Source organism: Streptomyces sp. URMC 123 (assembly GCF_051386515.1).
Classification (GTDB): Bacteria; Actinomycetota; Actinomycetes; order Streptomycetales; family Streptomycetaceae; genus Streptomyces.
Window position 1 is genome coordinate 1 of sequence record NZ_JBPQTV010000069.1, and the last position, 23,849, is coordinate 23,849.

The 23,849-nt window shown below is 75.1% G+C and carries 16 protein-coding genes; 9 read left to right on the plus strand and 7 right to left on the minus strand.

What is annotated here, in order from left to right; translation table 11 throughout:
* Positions 1–30 precede the first annotated feature (30 nt).
* Positions 31–1,155 (minus strand): hypothetical protein, encoded by a 1,125-nt coding sequence (locus ACSNOD_RS11380; protein WP_436766724.1) that lies wholly within the window; start codon positions 1,153–1,155, stop codon positions 31–33.
* 300 nt (positions 1,156–1,455) lie between these two features.
* Here ACSNOD_RS11380 and ACSNOD_RS11385 point away from each other — a divergent pair, with 300 nt between their 5' ends.
* The 3 genes from ACSNOD_RS11385 to ACSNOD_RS11395 all read left to right on the plus strand — a co-directional run bounded on the left by ACSNOD_RS11385 (position 1,456) and on the right by ACSNOD_RS11395 (position 3,466).
* Entirely contained in the window at positions 1,456–2,250 is a 795-nt protein-coding gene (locus ACSNOD_RS11385) for a TetR/AcrR family transcriptional regulator (protein ID WP_436766725.1), read from the plus strand.
* The gene (locus ACSNOD_RS11390; RefSeq protein ID WP_436766726.1) at positions 2,247–2,519 is read left to right on the plus strand and encodes a hypothetical protein; all 273 of its coding nucleotides are present in this window, start codon (positions 2,247–2,249) and stop codon (positions 2,517–2,519) included. Before ACSNOD_RS11385 ends, ACSNOD_RS11390 begins: the two co-directional genes overlap by 4 nt.
* Before the next feature lie 164 nt (positions 2,520–2,683).
* Complete coding sequence (locus tag ACSNOD_RS11395; protein WP_436766727.1) at positions 2,684–3,466, plus strand: hypothetical protein; 783 nt, start codon at positions 2,684–2,686, stop codon at positions 3,464–3,466.
* Between the two features lie 603 nt (positions 3,467–4,069).
* Here ACSNOD_RS11395 and ACSNOD_RS11400 read toward each other — a convergent pair.
* Positions 4,070–4,654 (minus strand): roadblock/LC7 domain-containing protein, encoded by a 585-nt coding sequence (locus tag ACSNOD_RS11400; RefSeq protein ID WP_436766738.1) that lies wholly within the window; start codon positions 4,652–4,654, stop codon positions 4,070–4,072.
* Between the two features lie 11 nt (positions 4,655–4,665).
* On the minus strand, positions 4,666–7,347 hold the full coding sequence (locus tag ACSNOD_RS11405; protein WP_436766728.1) for a nitrate- and nitrite sensing domain-containing protein: 2,682 nt from the start codon (positions 7,345–7,347) through the stop codon (positions 4,666–4,668).
* Between the two features lie 565 nt (positions 7,348–7,912).
* On the opposite strand from ACSNOD_RS11405, the gene ACSNOD_RS11410 reads away from it, so the two are divergent.
* Positions 7,913–8,761, plus strand: coding sequence for a hypothetical protein (locus ACSNOD_RS11410; protein ID WP_436766729.1), 849 nt, complete (start codon positions 7,913–7,915; stop codon positions 8,759–8,761).
* An 8-nt stretch (positions 8,762–8,769) separates the two neighbouring features.
* On the opposite strand, the gene ACSNOD_RS11415 is transcribed toward ACSNOD_RS11410, so the two are convergent.
* Complete coding sequence (locus tag ACSNOD_RS11415; RefSeq protein ID WP_436766730.1) at positions 8,770–9,231, minus strand: MarR family winged helix-turn-helix transcriptional regulator; 462 nt, start codon at positions 9,229–9,231, stop codon at positions 8,770–8,772.
* A gap of 88 nt (positions 9,232–9,319) precedes the next feature.
* Positions 9,320–11,749 carry an endopeptidase La gene (lon, locus tag ACSNOD_RS11420; protein WP_436766731.1) on the minus strand — a complete coding sequence of 810 codons (2,430 nt, stop codon included), beginning with the start codon at positions 11,747–11,749 and terminating at the stop codon, positions 9,320–9,322.
* A gap of 249 nt (positions 11,750–11,998) precedes the next feature.
* Between lon and ACSNOD_RS11425 the strand changes: the two genes are divergently transcribed.
* On the plus strand, positions 11,999–12,250 hold the full coding sequence (locus ACSNOD_RS11425; protein ID WP_436766732.1) for a hypothetical protein: 252 nt from the start codon (positions 11,999–12,001) through the stop codon (positions 12,248–12,250).
* A 7-nt stretch (positions 12,251–12,257) separates the two neighbouring features.
* On the opposite strand, the gene ACSNOD_RS11430 is transcribed toward ACSNOD_RS11425, so the two are convergent.
* The gene (locus tag ACSNOD_RS11430; protein WP_436766733.1) at positions 12,258–13,046 is read right to left on the minus strand and encodes a rhomboid-like protein; all 789 of its coding nucleotides are present in this window, start codon (positions 13,044–13,046) and stop codon (positions 12,258–12,260) included.
* Positions 13,047–13,479: 433 nt separating this feature from the next.
* On the opposite strand from ACSNOD_RS11430, the gene ACSNOD_RS11435 reads away from it, so the two are divergent.
* The 4 genes from ACSNOD_RS11435 to ACSNOD_RS11450 all read left to right on the plus strand — a co-directional run bounded on the left by ACSNOD_RS11435 (position 13,480) and on the right by ACSNOD_RS11450 (position 20,539).
* Positions 13,480–14,184: a spermidine synthase gene (locus tag ACSNOD_RS11435; protein WP_436766734.1), complete on the plus strand. Its 705-nt coding sequence runs from the start codon at positions 13,480–13,482 to the stop codon at positions 14,182–14,184.
* A 76-nt stretch (positions 14,185–14,260) separates the two neighbouring features.
* A complete protein-coding gene (locus tag ACSNOD_RS11440) occupies positions 14,261–15,010 on the plus strand; it encodes a response regulator transcription factor (protein WP_436766735.1) in 750 nt (249 codons plus the stop codon).
* 20 nt (positions 15,011–15,030) lie between these two features.
* Complete coding sequence (locus ACSNOD_RS11445; protein ID WP_436766739.1) at positions 15,031–16,173, plus strand: ATP-binding protein; 1,143 nt, start codon at positions 15,031–15,033, stop codon at positions 16,171–16,173.
* Between the two features lie 493 nt (positions 16,174–16,666).
* Positions 16,667–20,539, plus strand: coding sequence for a multifunctional oxoglutarate decarboxylase/oxoglutarate dehydrogenase thiamine pyrophosphate-binding subunit/dihydrolipoyllysine-residue succinyltransferase subunit (locus ACSNOD_RS11450; RefSeq protein WP_436766736.1), 3,873 nt, complete (start codon positions 16,667–16,669; stop codon positions 20,537–20,539).
* A gap of 188 nt (positions 20,540–20,727) precedes the next feature.
* Here the strand turns inward: ACSNOD_RS11450 and fxsT are convergent, their stop codons facing one another.
* On the minus strand, positions 20,728–23,724 hold the full coding sequence (fxsT, locus tag ACSNOD_RS11455; RefSeq protein ID WP_436766737.1) for an FxSxx-COOH system tetratricopeptide repeat protein: 2,997 nt from the start codon (positions 23,722–23,724) through the stop codon (positions 20,728–20,730).
* Positions 23,725–23,849 lie beyond the last annotated feature (125 nt).

The following is a 23,849-nucleotide window of genomic DNA, read 5'->3' on the forward strand; positions in this document are numbered from 1 at the left end:
CTACTGAGCGGTGGGCGCCCCGCCCACCGCTCAGTAGCGCAGGATCAGCGCGATCCGGCCGTCCCCCTCCAGCGTGCCGTCGGGCACGAACTGCACCTCGCCCCCGGCGTCGAGGACCCGCTCGACCACCTGGTCGACCACGTCCTCCGCGACGTCGGGCGCCGCGCCCCGCTCCCCGTCCGCCCGCGCCAGGTCCAGGTGCCCGTCGTCGACCCGCGCCGCGACCCTCAGGTGCTGCTCGACCAGGAGCATCGCGCCGCGGCCCTCCCGGGCCACCTCCCACACCTCGTCGATGCCGCTCGCCACCAGCTTCTGGCCGCGGGCCGCGTCCAGCCGGTCCATGGCCTCGCGGGTGCGGGTCGCGGTGTGCTCGGCGATCACCGGGCGGAGCTCCTCCGCCAGGACGTGCGGGGACGCCTTGTCGAGCCCGACCTTCTCCAGCCGGCCGGCGATGTCCTTGGCGTTCTCGGACACGTCCTCGAACCGGGCGATCGCGCCGGAGGCGCCGACGACGAAGACCGGCCGGCGCTCGGCGGCCAGCACCTTGCCCAGGGTGGCGTCCACGCCCCGCGCGTACTGGCGCAGCCGCTCCTCGCGGGGCTTGCTCGGCTGGTTGCCGAAGTTCGGGCCGGGCAGCGCGTCCCGGTGGTCCGGGATCTCCGGCTCCACGGGGAAGCCGTAGTCCTCGACCGGGGTCAGCCGGTCGCCCGCGCCCGACCACAGCCGGGTGACCTCCTCGGCGAGCACCAGCACCCAGTACGGGCTGGTGTGCAGCCGGGCGGCGACCAGATTGCGGGTGAGGAAGGTGCCGGCCAGCATCACCTGCTCGGGCACCTCCACCGGCGAGGTCAGCTCCCAGACGTGGGTCTCCCCCGGCGCGGCGAGCACGAGCAGCCCGTCCTCGGCGTGCTCCAGCTCCAGCTCGGCGCCCGTCCGGTCCAGGCGTTCCTCCAGGTCGATCCGGTCCACCCGGGACAGCCCCGGGACCGCGGCGATTCGCTTCTTCCCCTCGGCGACGAGGTTGCGCAGCCGAATGCGGTCCTGGTCGCGCTCCTGCGGCAACCGATGGGTGGGCATCAGCAGGGAGACCGCGGGGTACGGCCGGGGCCGCCGCAGATCCTCCAGAAGCGCCGGGGTCAGTTCGCTGGTGTGCATATGTGCCCTCCGTCCGCTCTCGTACCGCTCCGGCTACCCCCGGCGCCGGCCCGCATGCGCCTCGCCCCGTCGCCTCCCGGGCCCGGCGCGGCCGTCGGCAGCCTTCCTCCCAGGGGAACATCCGGGCAGGCGGCCCGCGAGTTCTGCCGCGGTTTCCGCGGCGCGGTCACGAGGATCGGCGCACCGCCGCCCGCCCGGCGCCCGCCGCGCGCTCACGAGGGTCGGCGTGCCGCCCCGCCCGCCCGGAGCCGGCACGCACCGGGGGTGGCGGCGCGGGGGCACAGCGTTACCCTGGTCCTCATGACCGGCCCCGGAACGCCCCCGGCGGCGCGCACCGGCGTTCCCCGGCCGGGCAGGGCGCCGTACCGCAGGATGAGCGTGGCCGCGCGGCGGGCCCAGCTGCTCACCGCGGCGCTGGAGCTGTTCGCGCACCGCGCCCCCGAGGACGTCTCGCTCGACGACGTCGCGCTCGCCGCCGGCGTCTCCCGGCCGCTGGTCTACCGCTACTTCCCCGGTGGCAAGCCGCAGCTCTACGAGGCGGCCCTGCGCAGCGCCGCGGACGAGCTGGAGCTGTGCTTCAGCGAGCCGTACAGCGGGCCCCTGAGCCGGCGGCTCGGCCGCGCCCTCGACCGCTACCTCGCGTTCGTCGACGAGCACGACGCGGGGTTCACCGCCCTGCTGCAGGGCGGCAGCGTCGCCGAGACCTCCCGGACGTGCGCGATCGTCGACGAGGTGCGGCGCTCGGCGGCCGAGCGGATTCTGCTGCACCTCGGGGTCGACGTGGAGGAGCCGGCGCCGCGGCTGCGGATGATGGTGCGGACGTGGATCTCGGCGGTGGAGGCGGCCTCCCTCATCTGGCTGGACGAGGGCAAGCGGCCGCCCGCCGAGGACCTGCGGGACTGGCTGGTCGACCACTTCGTCGCGGTGCTGGCCGCGACGGCGACGCGGGACCGGCTGACGGCGCGGGTGGCCCGGCGCGCGCTGGCGCTGGAGCCGGCGGACGGGCCGGTGGCCCGCCTGGCCCGCGCCTCGGCCCCCTGGCTCGCCCGGTCGAAGGAGCCGCCCGGCGGGGCCGGTGTGAGACTGAGGGCGTGAGAAGCGAGGAGACACCCTTCGTGGGCGGGCCGCTGGACGGCCGGGTCCTGCCCGTCCTGGTGGGCGCCACCGGCCACCCCCCGAAGGTGTACGAGGTGCCCGTGCCCGACGCGGACGGCGGGCCGCCCACCGTCCTGGTCTACCGCCGGGAGCCCGCCGGCCACTCCAAGCGGCTGGGGTTGCAGCGGGGCTGGAAGTACACGTACGACCCCGAGGGCCGCGCGGGCGCCGGCAAGCCGCGGTGGCCCTGGTCGCGGCCCCGCGACTGAGGCGACCGCCGCGGCTGTCGTGGCCGCCGTGACCGCTGTTCGGCTGACGCCCCGTCACCCGCCCGAGTGGCGAAGCGATATGTAATGTCCGTCTTTCTTGTGGATGATACGACCGACCCCGAATGATGGCTCCGCGGATGGAGCCGATCGGCCGGAGGTGAGTCGTGACCCGCGGGCCAGTACGGATGGGGGGCGCCGCAGCGCGGTTCCTGACGGCGCGTCGCGCGGGCACGGTCCGTACGGTGTGCGCGGCGGCGCTCGCCGCGGTCGTGGGGGTGGCGGCCGTCCCGGCGCCCTGTACGGCGGCGCCCGGCCCCGCCGACGACAGCGGCGCGGCCGAGCGGTCCGCCGAGCGGTCCGCCGGGCGCGCCGACGCGACGGCACAGGCGCGGCCGGTCGGCGAGCTCGTGGCCGAACTGGGTCGCCTCTACCGCGAGGCGCGCACGGCCGGCGAGGAGTTCAGCGAGGCCGACCGGCGGCTGCGGGAGCAACAGGCCGAGGTGGGCGAGCTCCACGGCGAGCTGGCACAGGCCCGCGCGGGCCTGGCCGACGGCCGCCGGGACGCGGCCCGGCTCGCCCGCCGCCAGTACCGGCAGGGCGGCACTGGGCTCCCCTCCTTCGTCCGCGTCCTGCTCAGCGACGACCCGCAGCGCACGCTGGACGAGCGGCACGTGCTCGAACGCCTCGCCGCGGAGCGAGCGGCCGCGGTGGGCCGGCTGGCGGACGGCGAACGCCGGCTCGACACGGTGGCGACCCGCGCCCGCCGGGCCCTGGACCGCCAGCAGAGCCTCGCCGAGCGCAGACGGCAGCGCCGCGAAGAGGTACGGGACCGCCTCAACGCGGTGGCCGAGCGGCTGGCGTCCCTGACCCCGGCGGAGCTCAGGGCGCTCTCGCAGGTGACGAGAGCCGCCCAGCCGCCCGAGAACGCCGGGCGGTCCCCGGCGTGACCACGGCCACCGGGCGGAGCGCCCTGCCGGCCGCCTGAGCCCGACGAGGCGCTGGCCCGGCCCGGGGCGGCCCGTACGGGCAGGCATCCGACGCCGAGCGAAGCCGGGCCTGAGCCCGGCGCCAGGAGCGCCACGGGACGCGAGCCACACGGAACGCGGGACCGGCCCCGGGCGCCCGGGGAGGCGCGAGGCGGCAGCAGACGCCAGGTGGCGCGCCCCGCCGGCCGCGGGTGCCCGGCGCAGCCGGCGCGGACGCCGGCAGGCGAGGCGCCCGGCGTCAGGCGCGGGCCGACGTGAACGCGGACGCCGGGCGAAACGCCCGATCAGCCTGGCCACGGGACGAGCCCGACACGAGCCGTACGACGCTTCCCCGGCCCGGGGCCCCACCCCGTACGGCGTCCGGTAGGCCAGGCGAGGCGCGCTACCCGGGCGAACGCGGACACGGTCCGGCGACACCGAACCGACCCCGGACGCCCGGGGAGGCTGGACGCCGGGGACCCTGCCGGCCGCCCGGGACCGATGAAACCAGACGCGCGGACGCCGACCGGACACGCGCCCAACTTCAGGCGCGGCCCGGAAGCAACGCGTACGGCGGTCCGCCGGTCAGGCGTGGCGCTGGGCCGAGCGGCGGAGTTCGCCGCGGAGTTCCGGGGTGAGCACGTGGCCGGCCCGGCCCACGAAGAGACCCATGTGGTAGGCGACCGAGGTCATGTCGCAGTCCGGCGCCGTGAGCACGCCGAGCAGCGAGCCGTCGCTGATGGACATCACGAAGAGGCAGCCCTCGTCCATCGCCACCATGGTCTGCTTGACCGCGCCGCCGTCCATGAGGTGCGCCGCGCCGCCGGTGAGGCTGGCGAGCCCGGAGACGATGGTGGCGAGGTCGGCCGTGGAGCCGCGGGGCCCGCGCGGGCCGGCGCCCGCCCGCATCGCCCCCCGGCGCCGTACGGCCGACAGCGGCTGCCCGGCCGTCAGATGATCGGCAGGCGGCCCTGCCATCGGCTGCCCGGCCACCGCGACCTCCTCGTCCCGGGGGTCGGAGGAGAGCAGCAGCAGGCCGTCGGAGGACACCACGGCGACCGACCGGACGCCGGGCACCTCGTCGACCAGATTGGTCAGCAGCCAGTGCAGATCCTGTGCCTGGCTGCTGAGCCCGTACGCATCGGTGCCCCGCGGCTCCGGGCCGGGCATGAAGTCCGCGTTCACCCGCGTGCCTCCTCGACTGTGTCGCCTTGTCCGCCGCCGGCGGTGCCACGGGTGGTGTCACCCTCGGCCGGCGCTCCCTTCGGTTGCTCCCCCGTGTCCCCCGTGCCGTCGCCCCCGCCGCGGGCGCCGGGTCCGGCGTCCGCACGGCGTTCGCGACCGTGTCCCTCCTCCGCGCGCCCGCCTTCCGCGCGCTCGCGGCCCGGCTCGGCGCGCCCCGCGAACTCCGTCTCGGCGGCCCTGCGGCCGTCCCGCGACCCGCGCTGGAAGCCGCCGAGCCGGCGCCGCAGCTCCTCCGCGTCCACCGAGCCGGTGGTGCGCTCGCGGGGTGCCGCGCCCTCCCCCGGCGGGGTGGCGCCGGCCACCGCCTGCCGGGGCGTGCGCCGCGGCAGCCGCCTGCCCTCGGCGCGCTCCCGTACGGGCATGCCGGGCCGGACGGCCGCGTCGGGCCCGGCGAGCGCACCGGGCCCCGCGGCCACGTCAGGTCCGACGGGCACCACAAACCCAGTAGGCACGTCGCGTTCAGCCGGCACCTCGGGCCGCACCACCGCGTCCGCCCACCCGGGCGCGTCGGACGGTACGGCCGCACCGGCCCCGGGGGCCGCGTCCGCCCCGTAGGCCGGCGCCAGGCCCGCCCCGGCGACCGCGTCCGCCCGCGTGGGCAACCGCTCGTCCGCCGACGTACGGGCGTGCTCACCGGCCGGCTCCGGGCGCGGCGCGGCCACCGCGCCGCCGCCCTCCGTGTCGACCGGCGCCAGCAGCCGCGTCGGGATGACGACCGTGGCCGCGGTCCCGCCCCGCTTGCGCTGCCGCAGCCGCACCTGGAACCCGTGCCGGGCGGCCAGCCGGGCCACCACGTGCAGCCCGAGCCCGAGCACATCGGCGCCGCGGCCGGGCTGCGCCTCCGGGCCGGCGTCCGGCCCGCCGTCGGTGCCGGCCGCCGCCAGCCGGGCGTTGATCTCGGCGAGCCGGTTCTCCGTCATGCCGAGGCCCTCGTCCAGCACGCCGAGCACGATCTCGCCGCTCTCCAGCAGCCGGCCGGCCAGCCGGACGTCGGCCGTCGGGGGCGAGAAGGCGGTGGCGTTGTCGAGGAGCTCGGCGACCAGGTGGCTGAGGGCGTCGGCGGCCTCGCCCACCACCCCCGTACCGGGCGGCAGGGACTCGATCCGCACCCGCCCGTAGCGCTCGATCTCGCTGACGGCGGCGCGCGCCACGTCCAGCAGCGGCACGGGGGCCGCCCCGTCGGCGCCGTTCCCGGCGCCGGCGAGCACCAGCAGGTTGTGGCCGTAGCGCCGGGTGCGGGTGGCCAGGTGGTCGAGCTCGAAGAGGGTCTGGAGGCGGTCGGGGTCCGTCTCGTCCCGCTCCAGCCCCTCGATGACGTCGATCTGCCGTTCGGTGAGCGCGATGCCGCGCAGGGCGAGGTCGACGAAGCCGGCGCGGGCCGCGTCCTGGCGGCCGGCGAGCTCGGCGCGCAGGGCCTCCTGACGGCGCAGCAGTTCGCTGCGCTGGGCCAGCAGCCGCTCGCGCTCGTGGGCCAGGTCGCGGCGCTCGCCGCAGAGCCGCTCCGCGCGCTCGTGGAAGCGGACGGCCGCCTCGTGCACCTCGTTGACGGCGGCCACGGTGTCGGCGAACTCGTCCTGGCGGCCGCTGAAGACGATCGGCCCCTCCTCGACCGGGTCGGCCGCGACCCGGCGCGCGCCGCGCCGCAGCACGGCCAGCGGCCGGGTCAGCGAGCGGGCGGCGGAGGTCGAGACGCCGACGGCCACCAGCAGGCAGAGCACGACCAGGGCGATGCGCAGCTCCAGCGCCGTGACGGCGTCGTCGCGCAGCTCGGCCGCGCGGGTGCCCTCGGCGGCGGTGAGGGAGGAGTCGACCGCGCGCATCCGGTCGATCCGCCCGGAGAGGATCTGGGCGAGCCGCGCCCGGTCCACGGTGAGGTCGCTGCCGGAGAGCTGGGGCTGGTCGGTGAGCCGGTCGAGGTGGCGCTCGGCGGAGGTGGACTCGGCGCCGCCGACGGTGCGGTGGTAGGCGTCGCGGGCGTCGCGCGGCGCGATCTCCTCGAAGTCGCCGAGCGCGGACTGCTCCTGGAGGCGGGTGCGCTGGGCCGCGGCGGTCAGCTCCGGCGCGGGGCCGCCCTCGGCGAGCGCGCCGAGCAGCAGCGCGCGGGTGGCGGAGGCGCGCTCCACGGCCCGGCCGAGCGCCGGCAGGGCCTCGGCGGGGCCGCCGGGGGCGCGCTCGGGCAGGGTGCGGGCCAGTTCGGCGGAGGTGGCGCGCAGCGCCTGGACGGCGTGGGTGTAGGCCTGGAAGGTCTCCAGCGGCGTGCCGGGGCCGGTCAGCGCCCGGCGGCGGATCTCGGGCAGGGAGTCGATGAGTTCGCGCAAGGACGCGGGGGCGTCGGGGCGGAGCTCGGCGGCCTGCCGGTCGACCCGGGCCCGGCGGCTCTCGGCGCCCGCGGCGGCGGTGGAACCGGCGGCGCGCCCGGCCGCGACGTACTCGGTCATGGCGTCGCGCTCGTCGGCGAGCGCGTGGGCGAGCGCGGTGGTCCGGCCGCTGAGCTCGGCCAGGCCCACGAGGTCCTGGGTGTCGTTCAGGTCCCGGGCGGCGTCGACGATCGCGGGGGCGCCGCCGGCGGTGACCGCCATGGCGACCACGGCGACCGAGGCGACGAGGCGTCCCCGCACCCGTACGCCGCGCCGCGCGCGGGGGCGGCTGCCCGCCCCTCGTCCCGGCTCCGCTCCGCCTGCCTCAGGCCGCGTCCTGTGCACCGGTGTTCGCAATCCTTCCTACGTCTGCCCGTGGGCCGAGGTGAAAGGAGCTCTCGGGGAAGCCCACTGCCCGCGCGCACCGAATCCGCGCGGTGCGCGGCGAGTGCCGGTCCCACCCCTGGTACGGAAATCGACCTTCGCAGTACCGCCGGGAGGGGCGCGCCCATCGCTCGCCTGGCCACCTGAACGAGTGAACATCAATCAGCAGTTGGTGAACAACTTCGCCGGGCGGCGCCTGACGGGCCGTCGGGACGGCCGGGTGGAAAACCCCGGGGCGTCCTGGCAGGATGCCCGCCCGCAGCTCGCCGGGGCCACCGGGGCCGGCGTACGGGGCGCGGCGGGCGGCACGGCGCGGGCGCGCGGACGACGGGGCGCGGCACGCCCGTACGGAGCCCCCGACGACCACCGCGCCGCGCGCGGCCGGCCGCCCCCTTCGCCCCGTTACGGCGGTGCTCGTGGGGCTGTCGGGCAGACTGACCGCATGCGCATCGAACTGGCAACCGAGCCCGGCGATCCCCAACGGCCCAACGAGGACTATGCGTCGGTCGCCGCGCCGGCCTCGGGGCGGGGCGGGGCGCTGGTGCTGCTCGACGGGGTGACCCCGCCGCCGGACGGCGACACCGGGTGCGCGCACCCGGTCCCGTGGTTCACCGCCCGGCTCGGCGGCGCGCTGCTCGAACTGTCGGCGGCGCGGCGGGACATGAGCCTGGCGGACTGCCTGGCGGAGGCGATCGACCGGACCGCCGCGGCCCACGGGCCGAGCTGTGACCTTTCTCACCCCCGTACGCCGCAGTCCACGGTGGTCGCGGTGCGCTGGGGCGAGGAGGCGGTGGAGCACCTGGTGCTGTCCGACTCGGTGCTCCTCGCCGAGCGGGCGGACGGCTCGGTCGCGGCGGTGCTCGACGACCGGCTCGACCGGCTGCCGGACGCGGTGACCGCGCTGCGCCACCGGGTACGGGCCCTGCCGCCGGGCTCCCCCGAACGGCCGGCGGCCCGCCGGGAGTACGTGGCCGCCGTGGAGGCCCTGCGGAACGCGGAGGGCGGCTTCTTCACCGCCGCGGCCGATCCGGGGGTGGCCGTACGGGCCGTCACCGGCTCCTCGCCCCTCTCGCAGGTGACCGCCGTGGTGGCGCTGACCGACGGGGCGAGCCGCTGGGTGGAGGTGTTCGGCGAGGGCACGTGGCCGGACTGCTTCGCGCTGGTGCGCAAGGCGGGGCCGCGGGCGCTGATCGAACGGGTGCGGGCCGCGGAGGCGGCCGACCCCGAGGGGCGCGCGTTCGCCCGCGGCAAGGTGCGCGACGACGCGGCGGTGATCCTGGCCGAGTGGTGACCCCCCGGTCAGTCCTCGGCTCCGCCGAGGCTGTTCAGCCGGTGCAGCAGCCGGGCCAGCTCCGCGACCTCGGCGCGGTCCCAGCCCTCCAGCTTGCGGACGTAGCGGGCGCGGCGGGCGTTGCGCACGGCCGAGAACCGGGTGTGGCCCTCCTCCGTCAGGGCCACCAGCGAGGCGCGGCCGTCGGCCGGGTCCGGCTCCCGGGTGATCAGCCCCAGCGACTCCAGCGCGCGCAGCTGCCGGCTCATGGTCGCCTTGCCGACGCCGAAGTAGGCGGCGAGGTCGGTGGCGCGCTGCCGGCCGGCGTCCTCCAGCCGCAGCAGCAGGCCGTACGCGGCCGGCTCCAGGTCCGGGTGCACCTCGCGGGCCATCTCGCCGGACGAGGCGCGGGCGCGGCGCAGGAAGACGGCGAGCTCGCGTTCCAGGGCGAGGTGGGCGGGGTCGGGTCCGCCGGGTGCGGTGTTCTCCACGGGGTCCCCTCCGGGGCGGTTCCTTGTGACGTGAGCGTCCAGTATTCCGTGGGCCCCCGGGCCGGCCCGGCCCAGAACAGCGCCGCGGCTACGCCGCCACCCGCACATCCACCTCCGCCCCCTCGAGCGCCAGCTCGAGAACCTGACGGACGTCACTCACCGCGTGAACCTCCAACCGCCGGAGCACCTCCGCCGGCACGTCGTCGAGATCCGCCTCGTTCCGCTTGGGGATCACGACGGTCGTGATCCCCGCCCGATCCGCGGCGAGCAGCTTCTGCTTGACGCCCCCGATGGGCAGCACCCGCCCGGTGAGCGACACCTCACCGGTCATGGCGACGTCGTCCCGGACGCGCCGCCCGGAGAGGAGGGAGGCGAGGGCCGTGGTCATGGTGACCCCCGCGCTCGGCCCGTCCTTGGGCACCGCCCCGGCCGGCACATGCAGATGGACGCCCCGGTCCTTGAGGTCGCCGACGGGCAGTTCGAGTTCCGCGCCGTGGCTGCGGAGGAAGGAGAGGGCGATCCGCGCGGACTCCTTCATCACGTCGCCGAGCTGCCCGGTGAGCTGGAGCCCGCCGGCGCCGCTCTCGGGGTCGGCGAGGGAGGCCTCGACGAAGAGGACGTCGCCACCGGTGCCGGTGACGGCGAGCCCCGTGGCGACGCCGGGCACGGCGGTGCGCCGCTCCTCGGGGTCCTGCGCGGACTCGGGCACGTGGTGCGGCCGGCCGAGCCAGCGGCGCAGCCCGTCGGGCCCGTCGGCGCCGACGCTGACGGGGAGCTCCAGCTCGCCGAGCTCGTGCCGGGCGGCGACCTTGCGGAGCAACCGGGCGAGGGCGCGTTCGAGATTCCGCACGCCCGCCTCGCGGGTGTACTCCGCGGCGAGGCGGCGCAGCGCGCCGTCCTCGACCACGACCTCGCCCTCGGCGAGCCCGGCCCGCTCCCGCTGCCGCGGCAGCAGGTGGTCGCGGGCGATGGTGACCTTCTCGTCCTCGGTGTAGCCGTCGAGCCGGACGACCTCCATGCGGTCGCGCAGCGGCTCGGGGATGGCCTCCAGGACGTTGGCGGTGGCGAGGAAGACGACGTCGCTGAGGTCGAGTTCGATTTCCAGGTAGTGGTCGCGGAAGGTGTGGTTCTGGGCGGGGTCGAGGACTTCGAGGAGCGCGGCGGCGGGGTCGCCGCGGAAGTCGGAGCCGACCTTGTCGATCTCGTCGAGCAGGACGACGGGGTTCATGGAGCCGGCTTCCTTGACGGCCCGGACGACGCGGCCGGGCAGCGCGCCGACGTACGTGCGCCGGTGGCCGCGGATCTCCGCCTCGTCGCGGACGCCGCCGAGGGCGACGCGGACGAACTTCCGCCCCATGGCGCGGGCGACGCTCTCGCCGAGGGAGGTTTTGCCGACGCCGGGCGGGCCGACGAGGGCGAGGACGGCGCCGCCGCGGCGGCCGCCGATGACGCCGAGTCCGCGGTCGGCGCGCCGCTTGCGCACCGCCAGGTACTCGGTGATGCGCTCCTTGACGTCGTCGAGGCCGGCGTGGTCGGCGTCGAGGACGCGGCGGGCGGCGGCGATGTCGTAGGAGTCCTCGGTCCGCTCCTGCCAGGGCAGTTCGAGGACGGTGTCGAGCCAGGTGCGTATCCAGCCGCCCTCGGGGCTCTGGTCGGAGGCGCGCTCCAGCTTGTCGACCTCCTTGAGCGCGGCCTCGCGGACCTTCTCGGGGAGGTCGGCGGCCTCGACGCGGGCGCGGTAGTCGTCGGACTCGTCGCCGGGGTCGCCGTTGAGCTCGGCGAGCTCCTTGCGGACGGCTTCGAGCTGGCGGCGGAGGAGGAACTCGCGCTGCTGCTTGTCGACGCCCTCCTGCACGTCCTTGGCGATGGCCTCGGCGACGTCCTGTTCGGCGAGGTGGTCGCGGAGGGTCTCGGTGGCGAGCCTGAGCCGGGCGACGGGGTCGGCGGTCTCCAGGAGCTGGACGCGCTGCTGGAGGGTGAGGAACGGGGAATAGCCGGCGTTGTCGGCGAGCTGGGCGACGGTGTCGATCTGCTGGACGCGGTCGACGACCTGCCAGGCGCCGCGCTTGCGCAGCCAGCTGGTGGCGAGCGCCTTGTACTCGGTGACCAGTTCGGTGACGGCGCCGGGCAGCGGGTCGGGCACGGTCTCCTCGACGGCGGTGCCCTCCACCCACAGGGCGGCGCCGGGGCCGGTGGTGCCGGCGCCGATCCGTACGCGGGAGACGCCGCGGATGAGGGCGCCGGGGTCGCCGTCGGAGAGCCGGCCGACCTGCTCGACGGTGCCGAGGGTGCCGATCGCGGCGTAGGTGCCGTCGATCCGTGGCACCAGCAGCACCCTGGGCTTCCCGCCGCCGCGGCCGTCGGCCCCGGCATCGGCCTTGGCGGCGGCCTGGGCGGCCTCCACCGCGGCCCGTACCTCGGCGTCGGAGAGGTCCAGGGGGACCACCATGCCGGGCAGCACGACCTCGTCGTCGAGCGGCAGGACGGGCAGGGTGAGCGTTTCGGACGTCGAAGCCATGATCTCCCCTTCGGCAGGCAAGTTGAGCAGTACTGACTCAATGCATGCGATGCCCGTCCGTGTTCCCCGGCATGTGTTCGCTGTGAGCGATCAGCTGTGCGCCGACCGGGTGTACGGCGGTGGGCCGGGCGCGGGGCGGCCGCGCGCCGGGCGGACCGGGCGGGCCGCGGCCCCGCACCCGTAACTCGCCGGGCGGCTTTGCCGTGAAATGGCCCCCGCGGGGCCGGAGTTCCCGGGCATGCTTCCGTCATGCCCGAGTACGAGTGGGACCGCACCGCCATGGCTGCCATCGCCGCGGCCCTCGCCGACGACGCGGAGGGGGCCGCGGCGCTGCTGGAGCCCCTGGACGCCAAGGACCTCCGCCATGTGGTGATCCGCCTGGCGGCCACCCTGGCCGACACGCTGCTCACGGAGGCCAGACGCTCCGGGGCGAGCCGCGAGGAGGTCGTGGCCAACTGGCAGGCGTGCATCCTGGACCACGAGACCAAACGCGGCCATTAGGCGGCCGTCAGGAGGCCGCCCGGCCCTCCGTCGCTCGGGTCCCCGTCGCCCCGGCCTCCGCCGCCCCGGCCCGGTCTCGGGCCCAGCGGCGGGCCAGCGGCCGGCACGCCAGGCCCGTCAGCAGGGCGGCGGGGTGGCCCCAGGCGGCCATCGGGTCGGAGAGGTCGAACAGGTCGAGGGCGAGCAGCAGCCCGGTGACGCCGTACAGCAGCCGGCCGGTCCGGGGCCGCAGCAGCCCCGAGAGCGCGCCGATGCTCGCCATCAACCCGAAGCTGATGCCGTAGTCGAGGCGGCGCAGCGAGGTCTCGGGAAGGTGGCCGAGGTGGACCGCGACGCCGACCGGGACCTCCGTGAGCAGGGTCGCGGTGACATGCCCGATGGCGAAGACCGCGGCGGCCCGCAGCCCGCCGAGGAGGCGCTCCATCCGCGTGAGCACCAGGACGAACCCGGCGCTGTAGGGGGAGATCAGCGGGTTGGCGAGCCACAGGGCGCTGCCGACGAGCGCGGTGAGCGGGGTGCGGGTGAGGTGCTCGACGTCCGTGCTGGAGCGCTCCAGCCAGCGGGCCACCGCGTCCGGGTCGCCGTGGCGCGCGTACCAGGTGGTGGCGGCGAGGACGAGGAGATAGCAGAAGGTGAACGGGGTGCCCAGGGGCGTCGGCAGCCAGCGCGCGGCCGCACGCCACCGCGGGGTGCGCGGACACGGGCGCGGACACGGACGCAGGCGCGGGTCCGGGGCCCGGCCGCCGGCGCCGGCCGCCTCGGTGGGGCCGGCCGGGCCGGTCCTGCCTGCCGTCACTGAGCGGGCCTTTCTGCCGGGTGCGGGCGGCGTGGGGGCCGCGTCGCACCGCGTTGGTGGAGCCCGTCCGTGTCCCTCGGCCGTGGCGTGCCTGACCCCTCAGGGATACCACCTCGCGGTCGCGGGTGCGTGATCGCGTGGGGCGCGGCGGCCCGGGGAGCCGTGGGGGCCGGGCCGGACGCCGGGCCCACGGCGGGCCCGTTCTCCTACCCTGGTCGGCGACATCCGGGCGTCGAGCGCGGTCTGCTCACGACGCCCGCCCGCCGCGACGTACGGAGTGAAGGAGCAGCCGTCCGCCATGCAGCCGCCCGCCGAGCCGTCCCCGGCTCAGTCCCCGGCCCTGTCCCCGGCTCAGCCATTGGCCCAACCCTCGACGCAGCCGCCGTTCTCACGGCCCTCGCCCGCCGGGACACCGCCCGTGGGGGCGCCGCCCGTGCCGCCGTCGCCCCCGTGGCCCGACCGCGCCGATGACACCGCCCCCGTGGTCCTGGACCGCCGCGAGGGCCCGTACGGCGAGGTCGTGCTGCGGCGGCGCGGCGCCCACCACGAGATCATCGCCAATGGCTGCTTCCTGATGGACACCGCCGACGGGCGCTCCGAGCGGCTCCTGATCGACGCGGCGCTCGGGGCGCTGCCGCCCGGCCGCACCGCGCCCTCGCTGCTCATCGGCGGGCTCGGCGTCGGCTTCTCCCTCGCGCGGGCCGCGGCCGAGCCCCGCTGGGGCCGGATCACGGTGGTCGAGCGCGAGGAGGCCGTCATCGACTGGCACCGCGCGGGCCCGCTGGGCGCGATCTCCGCCGCGGCGCTCGCCGACCCGCGCACCCGGGTGCTGCCCATGGACCTGCTGGCGCATCTGCGGGCGGGCCCCGACCGCTACGACGCGCTCTGCCTGGACATCGACAACGGCCCCGACTGGACCGTCACCGAGGACAACGACTCCCTGTACGGGCCTTCGGGGCTCGCCGCCTGCCGGGCGCGGCTCGCCCCCGGCGGGGTACTGGCCATCTGGTCCGCGCGGCCGTCCGCCGCGTTCGAGGAAGCCCTGCGCGATGCCGGGTTCATCGAGGTACGGACCGAGGAGATCACCGTTGCCCGAGGCGTCCCCGACGCCGTCCACCTCGCGGTTCGGCCTGCGTAGCCGAGCCGCGCGCCCTCCCCGTAATGTGCTTGCCAGCAAAGGCTCGGCAGGCTTGGGACCACGCAGGGGCGGGGCAATGGATCTGACACACAACGGCGTGCGAGGTGCTGCGGCCGCCACCCCCGGGGCCCAGCGCAGAGTCCTGGTGGTCGAGGACGACGCGACCATCGTCGACGCGATCGCGGTCCGGCTGCGGGCCGAGGGCTTCCAGGTGCAGACCGCCTGCGACGGCCCGGCGGCCGTGGACACCGCCCAGGCCTGGCAGCCGGACCTGCTGGTCCTCGATGTGATGCTGCCGGGCTTCGACGGCCTGGAGGTCTGCCGGCGGGTGCAGGCCCAGCGCCCGGTGCCGGTGCTGATGCTCACCGCGCGCGACGACGAGACCGACATGCTGGTGGGCCTCGGCGTCGGCGCGCACGACTACATGACGAAGCCGTTCTCCATGCGGGAGCTGGCCGCGCGGGTGCACGTGCTGCTGCGCCGGGTCGAGCGGGCGACGCTCGCCGCGCACACCCCGCGCAGCGGCATCCTGCGGCTGGGCGAACTGGAGATCGACCACGCCCAGCGCCGGGTGCGGGTGGCCGGCAACGACGTCCACCTCACCCCGACCGAGTTCGATCTGCTGGTCTGTCTGGCGAACACGCCCCGCGCGGTGCTCTCCCGCGAGCAGTTGCTCGCCGAGGTGTGGGACTGGGCGGACGCGTCCGGCACCCGCACGGTCGACAGCCACATCAAGGCCCTGCGGCGCAAGATCGGCGCGGAGCGCATCCGCACGGTGCACGGGGTGGGCTACGCGCTGGAGGCGCCCGCCGCGCCGGCGCCATGAGCCGGCCCCGCACCCACTCCATGGCCCGGCTCCGCGCCGAGGCCGTGGGCCGGCTCCGCGCCGAGTCCAGGAGCCGGCTCCGCGCCGACGGCGGGCCCGACGCCCCGCGCCGGCGCCGGTGGCCGCGGCCGTTCTCCGTCAAGGCCAAGCTGGGCCTGCTGGTCGTGGTCTCGGTGTTCATCACCACCGGGCTGCTGATGGTCGCCCTGCGCACGGACACGGAGCTGCGGATCATCACGATCTTCTCCGTCATAGCGTCGATGCTGATCACCCAGTTCGTGGCGCACGGCCTCACGGCCCCGCTGGACGAGATGCGGAGCGTGGCGCGGGCGATGTCGCACGGCGACTACACCCGGCGGGTGCGCGCCGACCGGCGGGACGAGCTCGGCGACCTGGCCGCGACGATCAATCGGATGGCCGCGGACCTGGAGGCCGTCGACCGGCACCGCAAGGAGCTGGTGGCCAATGTCTCGCACGAGCTGCGCACGCCGATCGCGGGGCTGCGGGCGGTGCTGGAGAACGTGGTGGACGGGGTCTCGGAGGCCGATCCGGAGACCATGCGGACCGCGCTGCGGCAGACCGAGCGGCTGGGGCGGCTGGTGGAGACCCTGCTGGACCTGTCCCGGCTGGACAACGGGGTGGTGCCGCTGCGGGCCCGGCGCTTCGAGGTGTGGCCGTATCTGTCGGGCGTCCTCAAGGAGGCGAGCATGGCGGCGGCCGCGGGCAGCCTGGCCGGCTCGGGCCGCACCGCGCGCCAGGACGTCCATCTGCACCTCGACGTCTCGCCGCCGGAGCTGACGGCGCACGCGGACGTCGAACGGCTGCACCAGGTGGTCGCCAATCTGGTCGACAACGCGGTCAAGCACAGCCCACCGCACGGCAGGGTGACGCTGCGGGCGCGGCGCGGCAGCGGGCCCGAGAGCCTGGACCTGGAAGTGGTCGACGAGGGCCCCGGCATCCCGGAGGCCGAGAGGCACCGGGTCTTCGAGCGCTTCAGCCGGGGCTCGGCCTCGGGCAAGGGCGACGGGGGCACGGGGCTGGGGCTGGCCATCGCGCGCTGGGCGGTGGACCTGCACGGCGGCACGATCGGGGTGGCGGAGTCCCCGGTGGGCTGCCGCATCCGCGTCCGCCTCCCCGGCACGCGCCTGCCGCAGCCCGGCTGACCGGACCCGTATCCCGTACGCCTCCGCACGCTCTCGTACGCCCCCCGCACGCCCTCGTACGCCCTCGGCGGGCCCCCGGTGGGCCGCCCCGAAACCCGTTGGCACACCCCCGCCACGCCCCCCGTCACGCCCCGTGCCGGCCGCGGTGCGCAGCGTCAGCGCATGGGGCCGCCCGTATGGGGCATGATCGCCCCAGGGCGTCCCGCCGAGGGGCCGCCCCCGTCCGGACCGGCCGAAACGTGACGGGACCCGGGCGGAACACGGACAGGACCCGGGCAGAACCCGGGCAGGATCGAGCCGGCCCCGGGCCGGACCCAGGGGTTCCGAGAGCGGAACCCCAGGTCGTTCCCGCCTGAATCCGCGCCGAAACGCTCTCCCGGATGTGACTTAGACGACGACTGGGGCGCCCGGCCTGCACCTCGGGGGTCAAGAGGCGTAGCCTTTATTTCCGCTGTCCACCACCTTTAGGAAGCGGAAGAGGGCGGTTGCCGCCGTGTCGCCACAGTCCCCCAACAGCTCGAGCGTCTCGACCGACCAAGACGGGCAGGGCAAGAACCCTGCGTCCGCGTTCGGTCCCAACGAGTGGCTCGTCGACGAGATCTACCAGCAGTACCTCCAGGACCCGAACTCGGTAGACCGAGCCTGGTGGGACTTCTTCGCGGATTACAAGCCAGGTGCTGCGGCCACGCCGCAGGCCGGCTCCGGGGGCGAGGCCCCCGCGGCCCCGGCCCCCGCGAAGGCCCCATCGGCCGCGGGTGCCCCCACCGGCACCCCGGCGCAGACGGGCGGTCCGGCCGCCCAGGCCGCCGCGACCGCCCCCGCCGCGCAGCAGGCGGTCGCCGCCAAGCAGGCGGCCTCCGCCCCTGCCGCGAGCGCCCCCGCGGCGCCGGCGGCCCAGGCCCCGGCCCCGGCCGTGGCCCAGCCCGCCGCGGCCAAGCCGGCCGCCACCAAGCCGGCCGCCGCCGCGCCCAAGGCGGCGCGGCCCACCGAGCCCGCCGAGGGCCCGGAGCTGATCACGCTGCGCGGCCCGGCCGCCGCGGTCGCCAAGAACATGAACGCCAGCCTGGAACTGCCGACCGCGACCAGCGTGCGTGCCGTTCCGGTGAAGCTGCTGTTCGACAACCGCATCGTGATCAACAACCACCTCAAGCGGGCCCGAGGTGGCAAGATCTCCTTCACGCACCTCATCGGTTTCGCGATGGTGCAGGCGCTGAAGCTGATGCCGTCGATGAACTACTCCTTCGCGGAGAAGGACGGCAAGCCGACGCTGGTCAAGCCGGAGCACGTCAACCTCGGTCTCGCGATCGACCTGGTGAAGCCGAACGGCGACCGCCAGCTCGTGGTCGCGGCGATCAAGAAGGCGGAGACGCTCAACTTCTTCGAGTTCTGGCAGGCCTACGAGGACATCGTCCGCCGCGCCCGCGTGGGCAAGCTGACGATGGACGACTTCACCGGCGTCACCGCGTCGCTGACCAACCCCGGCGGCATCGGCACCGTGCACTCCGTGCCGCGGCTGATGCCCGGCCAGGGCCTGATCGTCGGCGTCGGCGCGATGGACTACCCCGCGGAGTTCCAGGGCACCTCCCAGGACACCCTGAACAAGCTGGGCATCTCCAAGGTCATGACGCTGACCAGCACCTATGACCACCGGGTGATCCAGGGCGCCGCCTCCGGCGAGTTCCTGCGGATCATGCACCAGCTGCTGCTCGGCGAGAACGACTTCTACGACGAGATCTTCCAGTCGCTGCGCATTCCGTACGAGCCGATCCGCTGGCTCAAGGACATCGACGCCTCGCACGACGACGACGTCACCAAGGCCGCCCGGGTCTTCGAGCTGATCCACTCCTACCGAGTGCGCGGCCATGTGATGGCCGACACCGACCCGCTGGAGTACAAGCAGCGCAAGCACCCCGACCTGGACATCACCGAGCACGGCCTGACCCTGTGGGACCTGGAGCGCGAGTTCGCGGTCGGCGGGTTCGCGGGCAAGTCGATGATGAAGCTGCGCGACATCCTGGGCGTGCTGCGCGACTCGTACTGCCGCACCACCGGCATCGAGTACATGCACATCCAGGACCCCAAGCAGCGCAAGTGGATTCAGGACCGCGTCGAGCGCCCGCACGCCAAGCCGGAGCGCGAGGAGCAGCTGCGGATTCTGCGCCGGCTGAACTCCGCCGAGGCGTTCGAGACGTTCCTGCAGACCAAGTACGTCGGTCAGAAGCGGTTCTCGCTGGAGGGCGGCGAGTCCGTCATCCCGCTGCTGGACGCGGTGATCGACGCGGCCGCCGAGTCGCGCCTGGACGAGGTCGTCATCGGCATGGCCCACCGCGGCCGGCTGAACGTCCTCGCCAACATCGTCGGCAAGTCGTACGCCCAGATCTTCCGCGAGTTCGAGGGCAACCTCGACCCGAAGTCGATGCACGGCTCCGGCGACGTGAAGTACCACCTGGGCGCCGAGGGCACCTTCACCGGCCTGGACGGCGAGCAGATCAAGGTCTCGCTCACCGCCAACCCCTCGCACCTGGAGGCGGTGGACCCGGTCCTCGAGGGCGTGGTCCGCGCCAAGCAGGACATCATCAACAAGGCCGGCACGGACTTCACCGTGCTGCCCGTCGCCCTGCACGGCGACGCGGCCTTCGCGGGCCAGGGCGTGGTGGCCGAGACGCTCAACATGTCGCAGCTGCGCGGCTACCGCACCGGTGGCACCGTGCACATCGTGATCAACAACCAGGTCGGCTTCACCGCCGCCCCGGAGGCGTCCCGCTCGTCCATGTACGCCACGGACGTGGCCCGCATGATCGAGGCGCCGATCTTCCATGTGAACGGTGACGACCCGGAGGCCGTGGTCCGCGTCGCGCGGCTGGCCTTCGAGTTCCGCCAGGCGTTCAACAAGGACGTCGTCATCGACCTGATCTGCTACCGGCGCCGCGGTCACAACGAGACCGACAACCCGGGCTTCACGCAGCCGCTGATGTACGACCTGATCGACAAGAAGCGCTCGGTGCGCAAGCTCTACACCGAGTCCCTCATCGGTCGCGGCGACATCACGCTGGAGGAGGCCGAGCAGGCGCTGCAGGACTTCCAGGGCCAGCTGGAGAAGGTCTTCACGGAGGTCCGGGACGCCACGTCCGCGCCGGCGCCGACGCATGTGCCGGAGCCGCAGACGGAGTTCCCGGTGGCCGTGGAGACGGCGATCTCCCAGGAGGTCGTCAAGCGGATCGCCGAGTCCCAGGTGAACATCCCCGAGCGGGTCACCGTGCACCCGCGGCTGCTGCCGCAGCTGCAGCGCCGGGCGGCCATGGTCGAGGACGGCACGATCGACTGGGGCATGGGCGAGACCCTCGCCATCGGCTCCCTGCTGCTGGAGGGCACCCCGGTCCGGCTCGCCGGCCAGGACTCCCGCCGCGGCACGTTCGGCCAGCGCCACGCGGTGCTGGTGGACCGGGAGACCGGCGAGGACTACACCCCGCTGCTCTACCTGTCGGAGGACCAGGCCCGGTTCAACGTCTACGACTCGCTGCTGAGCGAGTACGCGGCGATGGGCTTCGAGTACGGGTACTCGCTGGCCCGGCCCGAGTCGCTGGTCATGTGGGAGGCGCAGTTCGGTGACTTCGTCAACGGCGCGCAGACCGTCGTCGACGAGTTCATCTCCTCCGCCGAGCAGAAGTGGGGCCAGACCTCCGGCGTCACGCTGCTGCTGCCGCACGGCTACGAGGGCCAGGGCCCGGACCACTCCTCGGCCCGCCCCGAGCGGTTCCTCCAGCTCTGCGCGCAGAACAACATGACGGTCGCCATGCCGACGCTGCCGTCGAACTACTTCCACCTGCTGCGCTGGCAGGTCCACAACCCGCACCACAAGCCGCTGGTCGTCTTCACCCCGAAGTCGATGCTCCGGCTCAAGGCGGCGGCCTCCAAGACGGAGGAGTTCACCACCGGCGGCTTCCGCCCGGTGATCGGTGACACGGCGGTCGACCCGGCGGCGGTCCGCAAGGTCGTCTTCTGCTCCGGCAAGGTCTACTACGACCTGGTCGCCGAGCGGCAGAAGCGGGGCGTGACCGACACGGCCCTGGTCCGGATCGAGCGGCTCTACCCGCTGCCGGGCAAGGAGCTCCAGTCGGAGATCGCCAAGTACTCGGGCGTGGAGAAGTACGTCTGGGCGCAGGAGGAGCCGGCGAACCAGGGGGCGTGGCCGTTCATCGCGCTCAACCTGATCGACCACCTCGACCTGGCGGTCGGCGCGGACCTTCCCCCGGCGGAGCGGCTGCGGCGGGTTTCCCGGCCGCACTCGTCCTCGCCCGCGGTGGGGTCGGCGAAGCGTCACCAGGCGGAGCAGGAAGCGCTGGTCAACGAGGTGTTCGACATCTAGTCGGGCGTCGCGTTCCCACCCCCGCCGGGCGGCACCTCGGGTGCCCCCGGCGGGGGTTCGCCTTTTCCGCGCGCCTCTTCGGGGAACGGGGCCCCGAAACGGGCAGCCGCGAACAGGGGCTCGAACCGGGGCTCGCATCGGGGTCCGGGGCGGGGCCCGGGCGGGCCCCGGCCGGAGCCGCGTCGGCCTCAGCCGAGCTGGGGCTCGAAGTCCCAGTAGGGGCGCGTCCGGGACCGCGCCGCCACCGTGTGCACATGCTGCGCCCCGAGCGTCGCGGCCAGCGTGGCCAGCGCCTCCTCCTCGATCTTCTCCGCCTCCGCCCGCCGGTGCAGCCCGCGCAGATCCGCGGCGAGGGCCACCTGCGCGCTGAGCGTCAGGGGGTGCCGCGGCCCGAGGGTCGCCGTCGCCCGGCGCAGGGTGTCGCGGCTGAGCTCCGCCGCGCCCTCGGGGTCCCCCGCGATGTTGACGGCCGCGCTGACGTTGATCGCCACACCGAGCGTCCAGGGGTGGTCGGCGCCGAGCGCCTCCCCCATGTGGGCGAGGGCCTCCTCGACGAGGACCTGCGCCTGCTGGCGCTCGCCCGTGGCCCGGAGCACCAGCGCGTGGTTGGCGCGGGCCCCGACGGCGTACGGGTGGCGGGCCCCCAGCATGGCGGTGTAGCGCGCCACGACCGATTCGCCGATGGCCCGGGCCCGGTCGAGGTCGCCGTGCTCGCGCTCCACGCAGGCGTAGCTCGCCGCGGTGACGAGGGACAGCGGGGCCTGGTCGCCGAGGACCCGCTCGACCCGCTCCAGCGTGCGGGCGAGCAGCTCCTTGCCGAGCTGCCGCTGCCCGGCGCGGTACTGGCTCATGGCGAGGCTGTGCTCGGCGCCGAGGGTCTGCGGGTTGTCGGGGCCCATCACGTCGCGGTGCACGCGCAGGCTGCGCTCCAGCACGGAGACCGACTCGTCGTAGCGGCCGAGCAGCCGCAGATCGGAGCCGTAGTTGATCTCGGACAGCAGCGTCCAGTTGTGCCGGGGGCGGAGCACGTCGCGGCGCCCTTCGAGGGTCTGCCGGTCGAGCCGCAGCGCCTCGGTGTAGTCGCCGAGCAGCCGCCGGGTGACGGCGAGGTTGCTCTTGGCGCCGAGGGTGCGGGAGTCCTGGTCGCCGAGGAGCGCGGTGTAGCCGTCGTGGACGAGGCGGGACAGCTCCAGCGCCTCGGTGTACTGGGCGAGGCCGCGCAGGCTGGCGGCGAGGCCGGAGGCGGCGCGCAGCACATCGAGGTCCTGCGGCCCGCGCTCGGCGCGCAGCCGGTCCACGACGGCCCGCTCCACCTCGGCGGCGCGGGTGTAGTCGCCGGTGGAGCGCAGCAGGTTGGCGTGGTGGTGGGTGAGGTCCCAGATGCGGGCGTGGCCGTCGCCGAGGGCGGCGCGCCAGGCCTTCAGGGCGCGTTCGGCGAGCTTGATGCCGGAGGAGTACTCGCCGCTGAGGTACATGTAGCGCAGGCAGTTGAGGACGAGCTGCTGGACCTCGGGGTCCTCGCTCCGCAGGACGCCGGCGGTCTTCAGGTGCGGGGAGAGCTCGGCGTAGCGGGGCCACAGCCGGGTGTCGGTGGGCCGGCCGGGGTCGGCGGCGGCGAGCGCCCCCTGGACGACGCGGGAGAAGTCCCGGCGGTCCTCCTCGGACATGCCGTTGCGGACCGTCTGGTGGACCATGCGGTGCATATGGAGGATCTCGGAGCCGGCGGCGGGCTCGTCGGCGGCGGCCTCGTGGGATTCGAGCCGGACCACGGAGTACTGCACGAGTTTGCTGATGGCCGCGTTCCAGCGCAGCGGGTCGTTCATCAGTCCGGTGAGCTGTTCGGGCAGCTCGCGCAGGGGCAGTTCGCGCAGCAGCCGTACGGGGATCGGACCGGGGGCGAAGAAGACGCACAGCCGGAGCAGGTCGATGGCCTCGGGCACGGTCTCCCGCAGCCGGTTGAGCAGTATCGACCAGGCCATCTGGAAGGTCATGGGGAAGTCGGCGGCGACCTTGAGCCCGACCTCGTCGTAGCCGCTGCCGAGGAGTTCGACGTACTCGTCGACGGTCATGGTGGAGTCGTTGAGCCAGCCGGCGGTCTGGTCGAGCAGGAGCGGCAGGTCCTCCAGGGCCTCGGCGAGCCGGTCGGCGTCCTCGTGGTCGAGGCGGGGCGCGCGGCGGCGGATGAAGGCGATGGACTCGGTCCGCTCGTAGACGGGGATCTCCAGCATGGCGGTGTTGTGCTCGCTCCACTCCCGGTTCTGGGAGGTGATCAGCACATGGCCGGTGCCGGAGGGCAGCAGGTCGGCGACGAGCTCGGGCTGGTCGGCGCTGTCCATCACCAGCAGCCAGCGGGAGTACGGCTCGCCGCGGCGCAGCGCGTCCCGTACGGCGCGCAGCCGCTCGCCGTACTCCGGTCCGGTGGTGAGCCCGAGGGCGGGCGCGAGTTCGGCGAGCCGCTGGCGCAGGGTGCCGCGCTGGTCGGCGGGGACCCACCAGACGACGTCGTACTCGGAGCCGAAGCGGTAGACGTACTCGGCGGCGATCTGGGTCTTGCCGACGCCCGACATGCCGAACAGGGTGCAGACGGCCGCGCCCTGCTCGGCCTGGCGCAGCTGCTGGTAGATGTCGCCGAGGAGCTGCTCGCGGCCGGTGAAGCGGACGTTGCGGCGGGGGACGCCGCCCTGGACCCAGGGCTGGTCGAAGGGGAAGCGGGGGCCGGAGGCGTCGGCGGCGCGGTCGCGGGGGGCGGTGTCCGGGGTGCCCAGCCGGGCCAGCAGCCGGCGCTCGGCCTCCTGGGCGCCGACGCCCCACAGCTCGGCCGCGCCGAGCACGGCGGTGGCGGTGGGCAGGGAGGCAGTGGTCACGGAGACCGCGGCGAACCGCTCGGCGTTGGCGGCGACCACGGTGCGCAGGGCGCGGTTCCACTCCTCGTGGGTGCGCGGGCCGAGCCGGAAGTACCAGTCGCTGAGGACGATCAGTACGGTGCCCTCGGCGAGCAGCAGGTCGCCTAACGCGTCCTCGATGGTGACGTCCACCGGTGGGTCCCAGCGGTGGAAGGTGACGCGGTGACCCTGGCGTTCGAGCCTGCCGCCGATCCAGGCGGCCCAGGCGCGGTTGTAGCCGGCGAAGCTGATGGTGACGGGCTGCCGTTCGGCAGCGGCGGCGGACTTCCGCATTACGGCCATAAGGACCGTCTCCCTCGTGATGCGTGACGCGAAGCGCTGACGAACGGTCGACCGGACGGGCGGCCCCGACGGGCCGTCAGATGTCCTCGCTGGGAACATACACCGGCCCTCCGACATCCGGCCCC

Coding starts and splice junctions, on each gene's coding strand:
- ACSNOD_RS11445 (WP_436766739.1), top strand. CDS start 15,031: ATGGCCCGGCTCCGCGCCGAGGCCGTGGGCCGGCTCCGCGCCGAGTCC.
- ACSNOD_RS11385 (WP_436766725.1), top strand. CDS start 1,456: ATGACCGGCCCCGGAACGCCCCCGGCGGCGCGCACCGGCGTTCCCCGG.
- fxsT (WP_436766737.1), bottom strand. CDS start 23,724: ATGGCCGTAATGCGGAAGTCCGCCGCCGCTGCCGAACGGCAGCCCGTC.
- lon (WP_436766731.1), bottom strand. CDS start 11,749: ATGGCTTCGACGTCCGAAACGCTCACCCTGCCCGTCCTGCCGCTCGAC.
- ACSNOD_RS11400 (WP_436766738.1), bottom strand. CDS start 4,654: ATGCCCGGCCCGGAGCCGCGGGGCACCGATGCGTACGGGCTCAGCAGC.
- ACSNOD_RS11425 (WP_436766732.1), top strand. CDS start 11,999: ATGCCCGAGTACGAGTGGGACCGCACCGCCATGGCTGCCATCGCCGCG.
- ACSNOD_RS11410 (WP_436766729.1), top strand. CDS start 7,913: ATGCGCATCGAACTGGCAACCGAGCCCGGCGATCCCCAACGGCCCAAC.
- ACSNOD_RS11440 (WP_436766735.1), top strand. CDS start 14,261: ATGGATCTGACACACAACGGCGTGCGAGGTGCTGCGGCCGCCACCCCC.
- ACSNOD_RS11380 (WP_436766724.1), bottom strand. CDS start 1,155: ATGCACACCAGCGAACTGACCCCGGCGCTTCTGGAGGATCTGCGGCGG.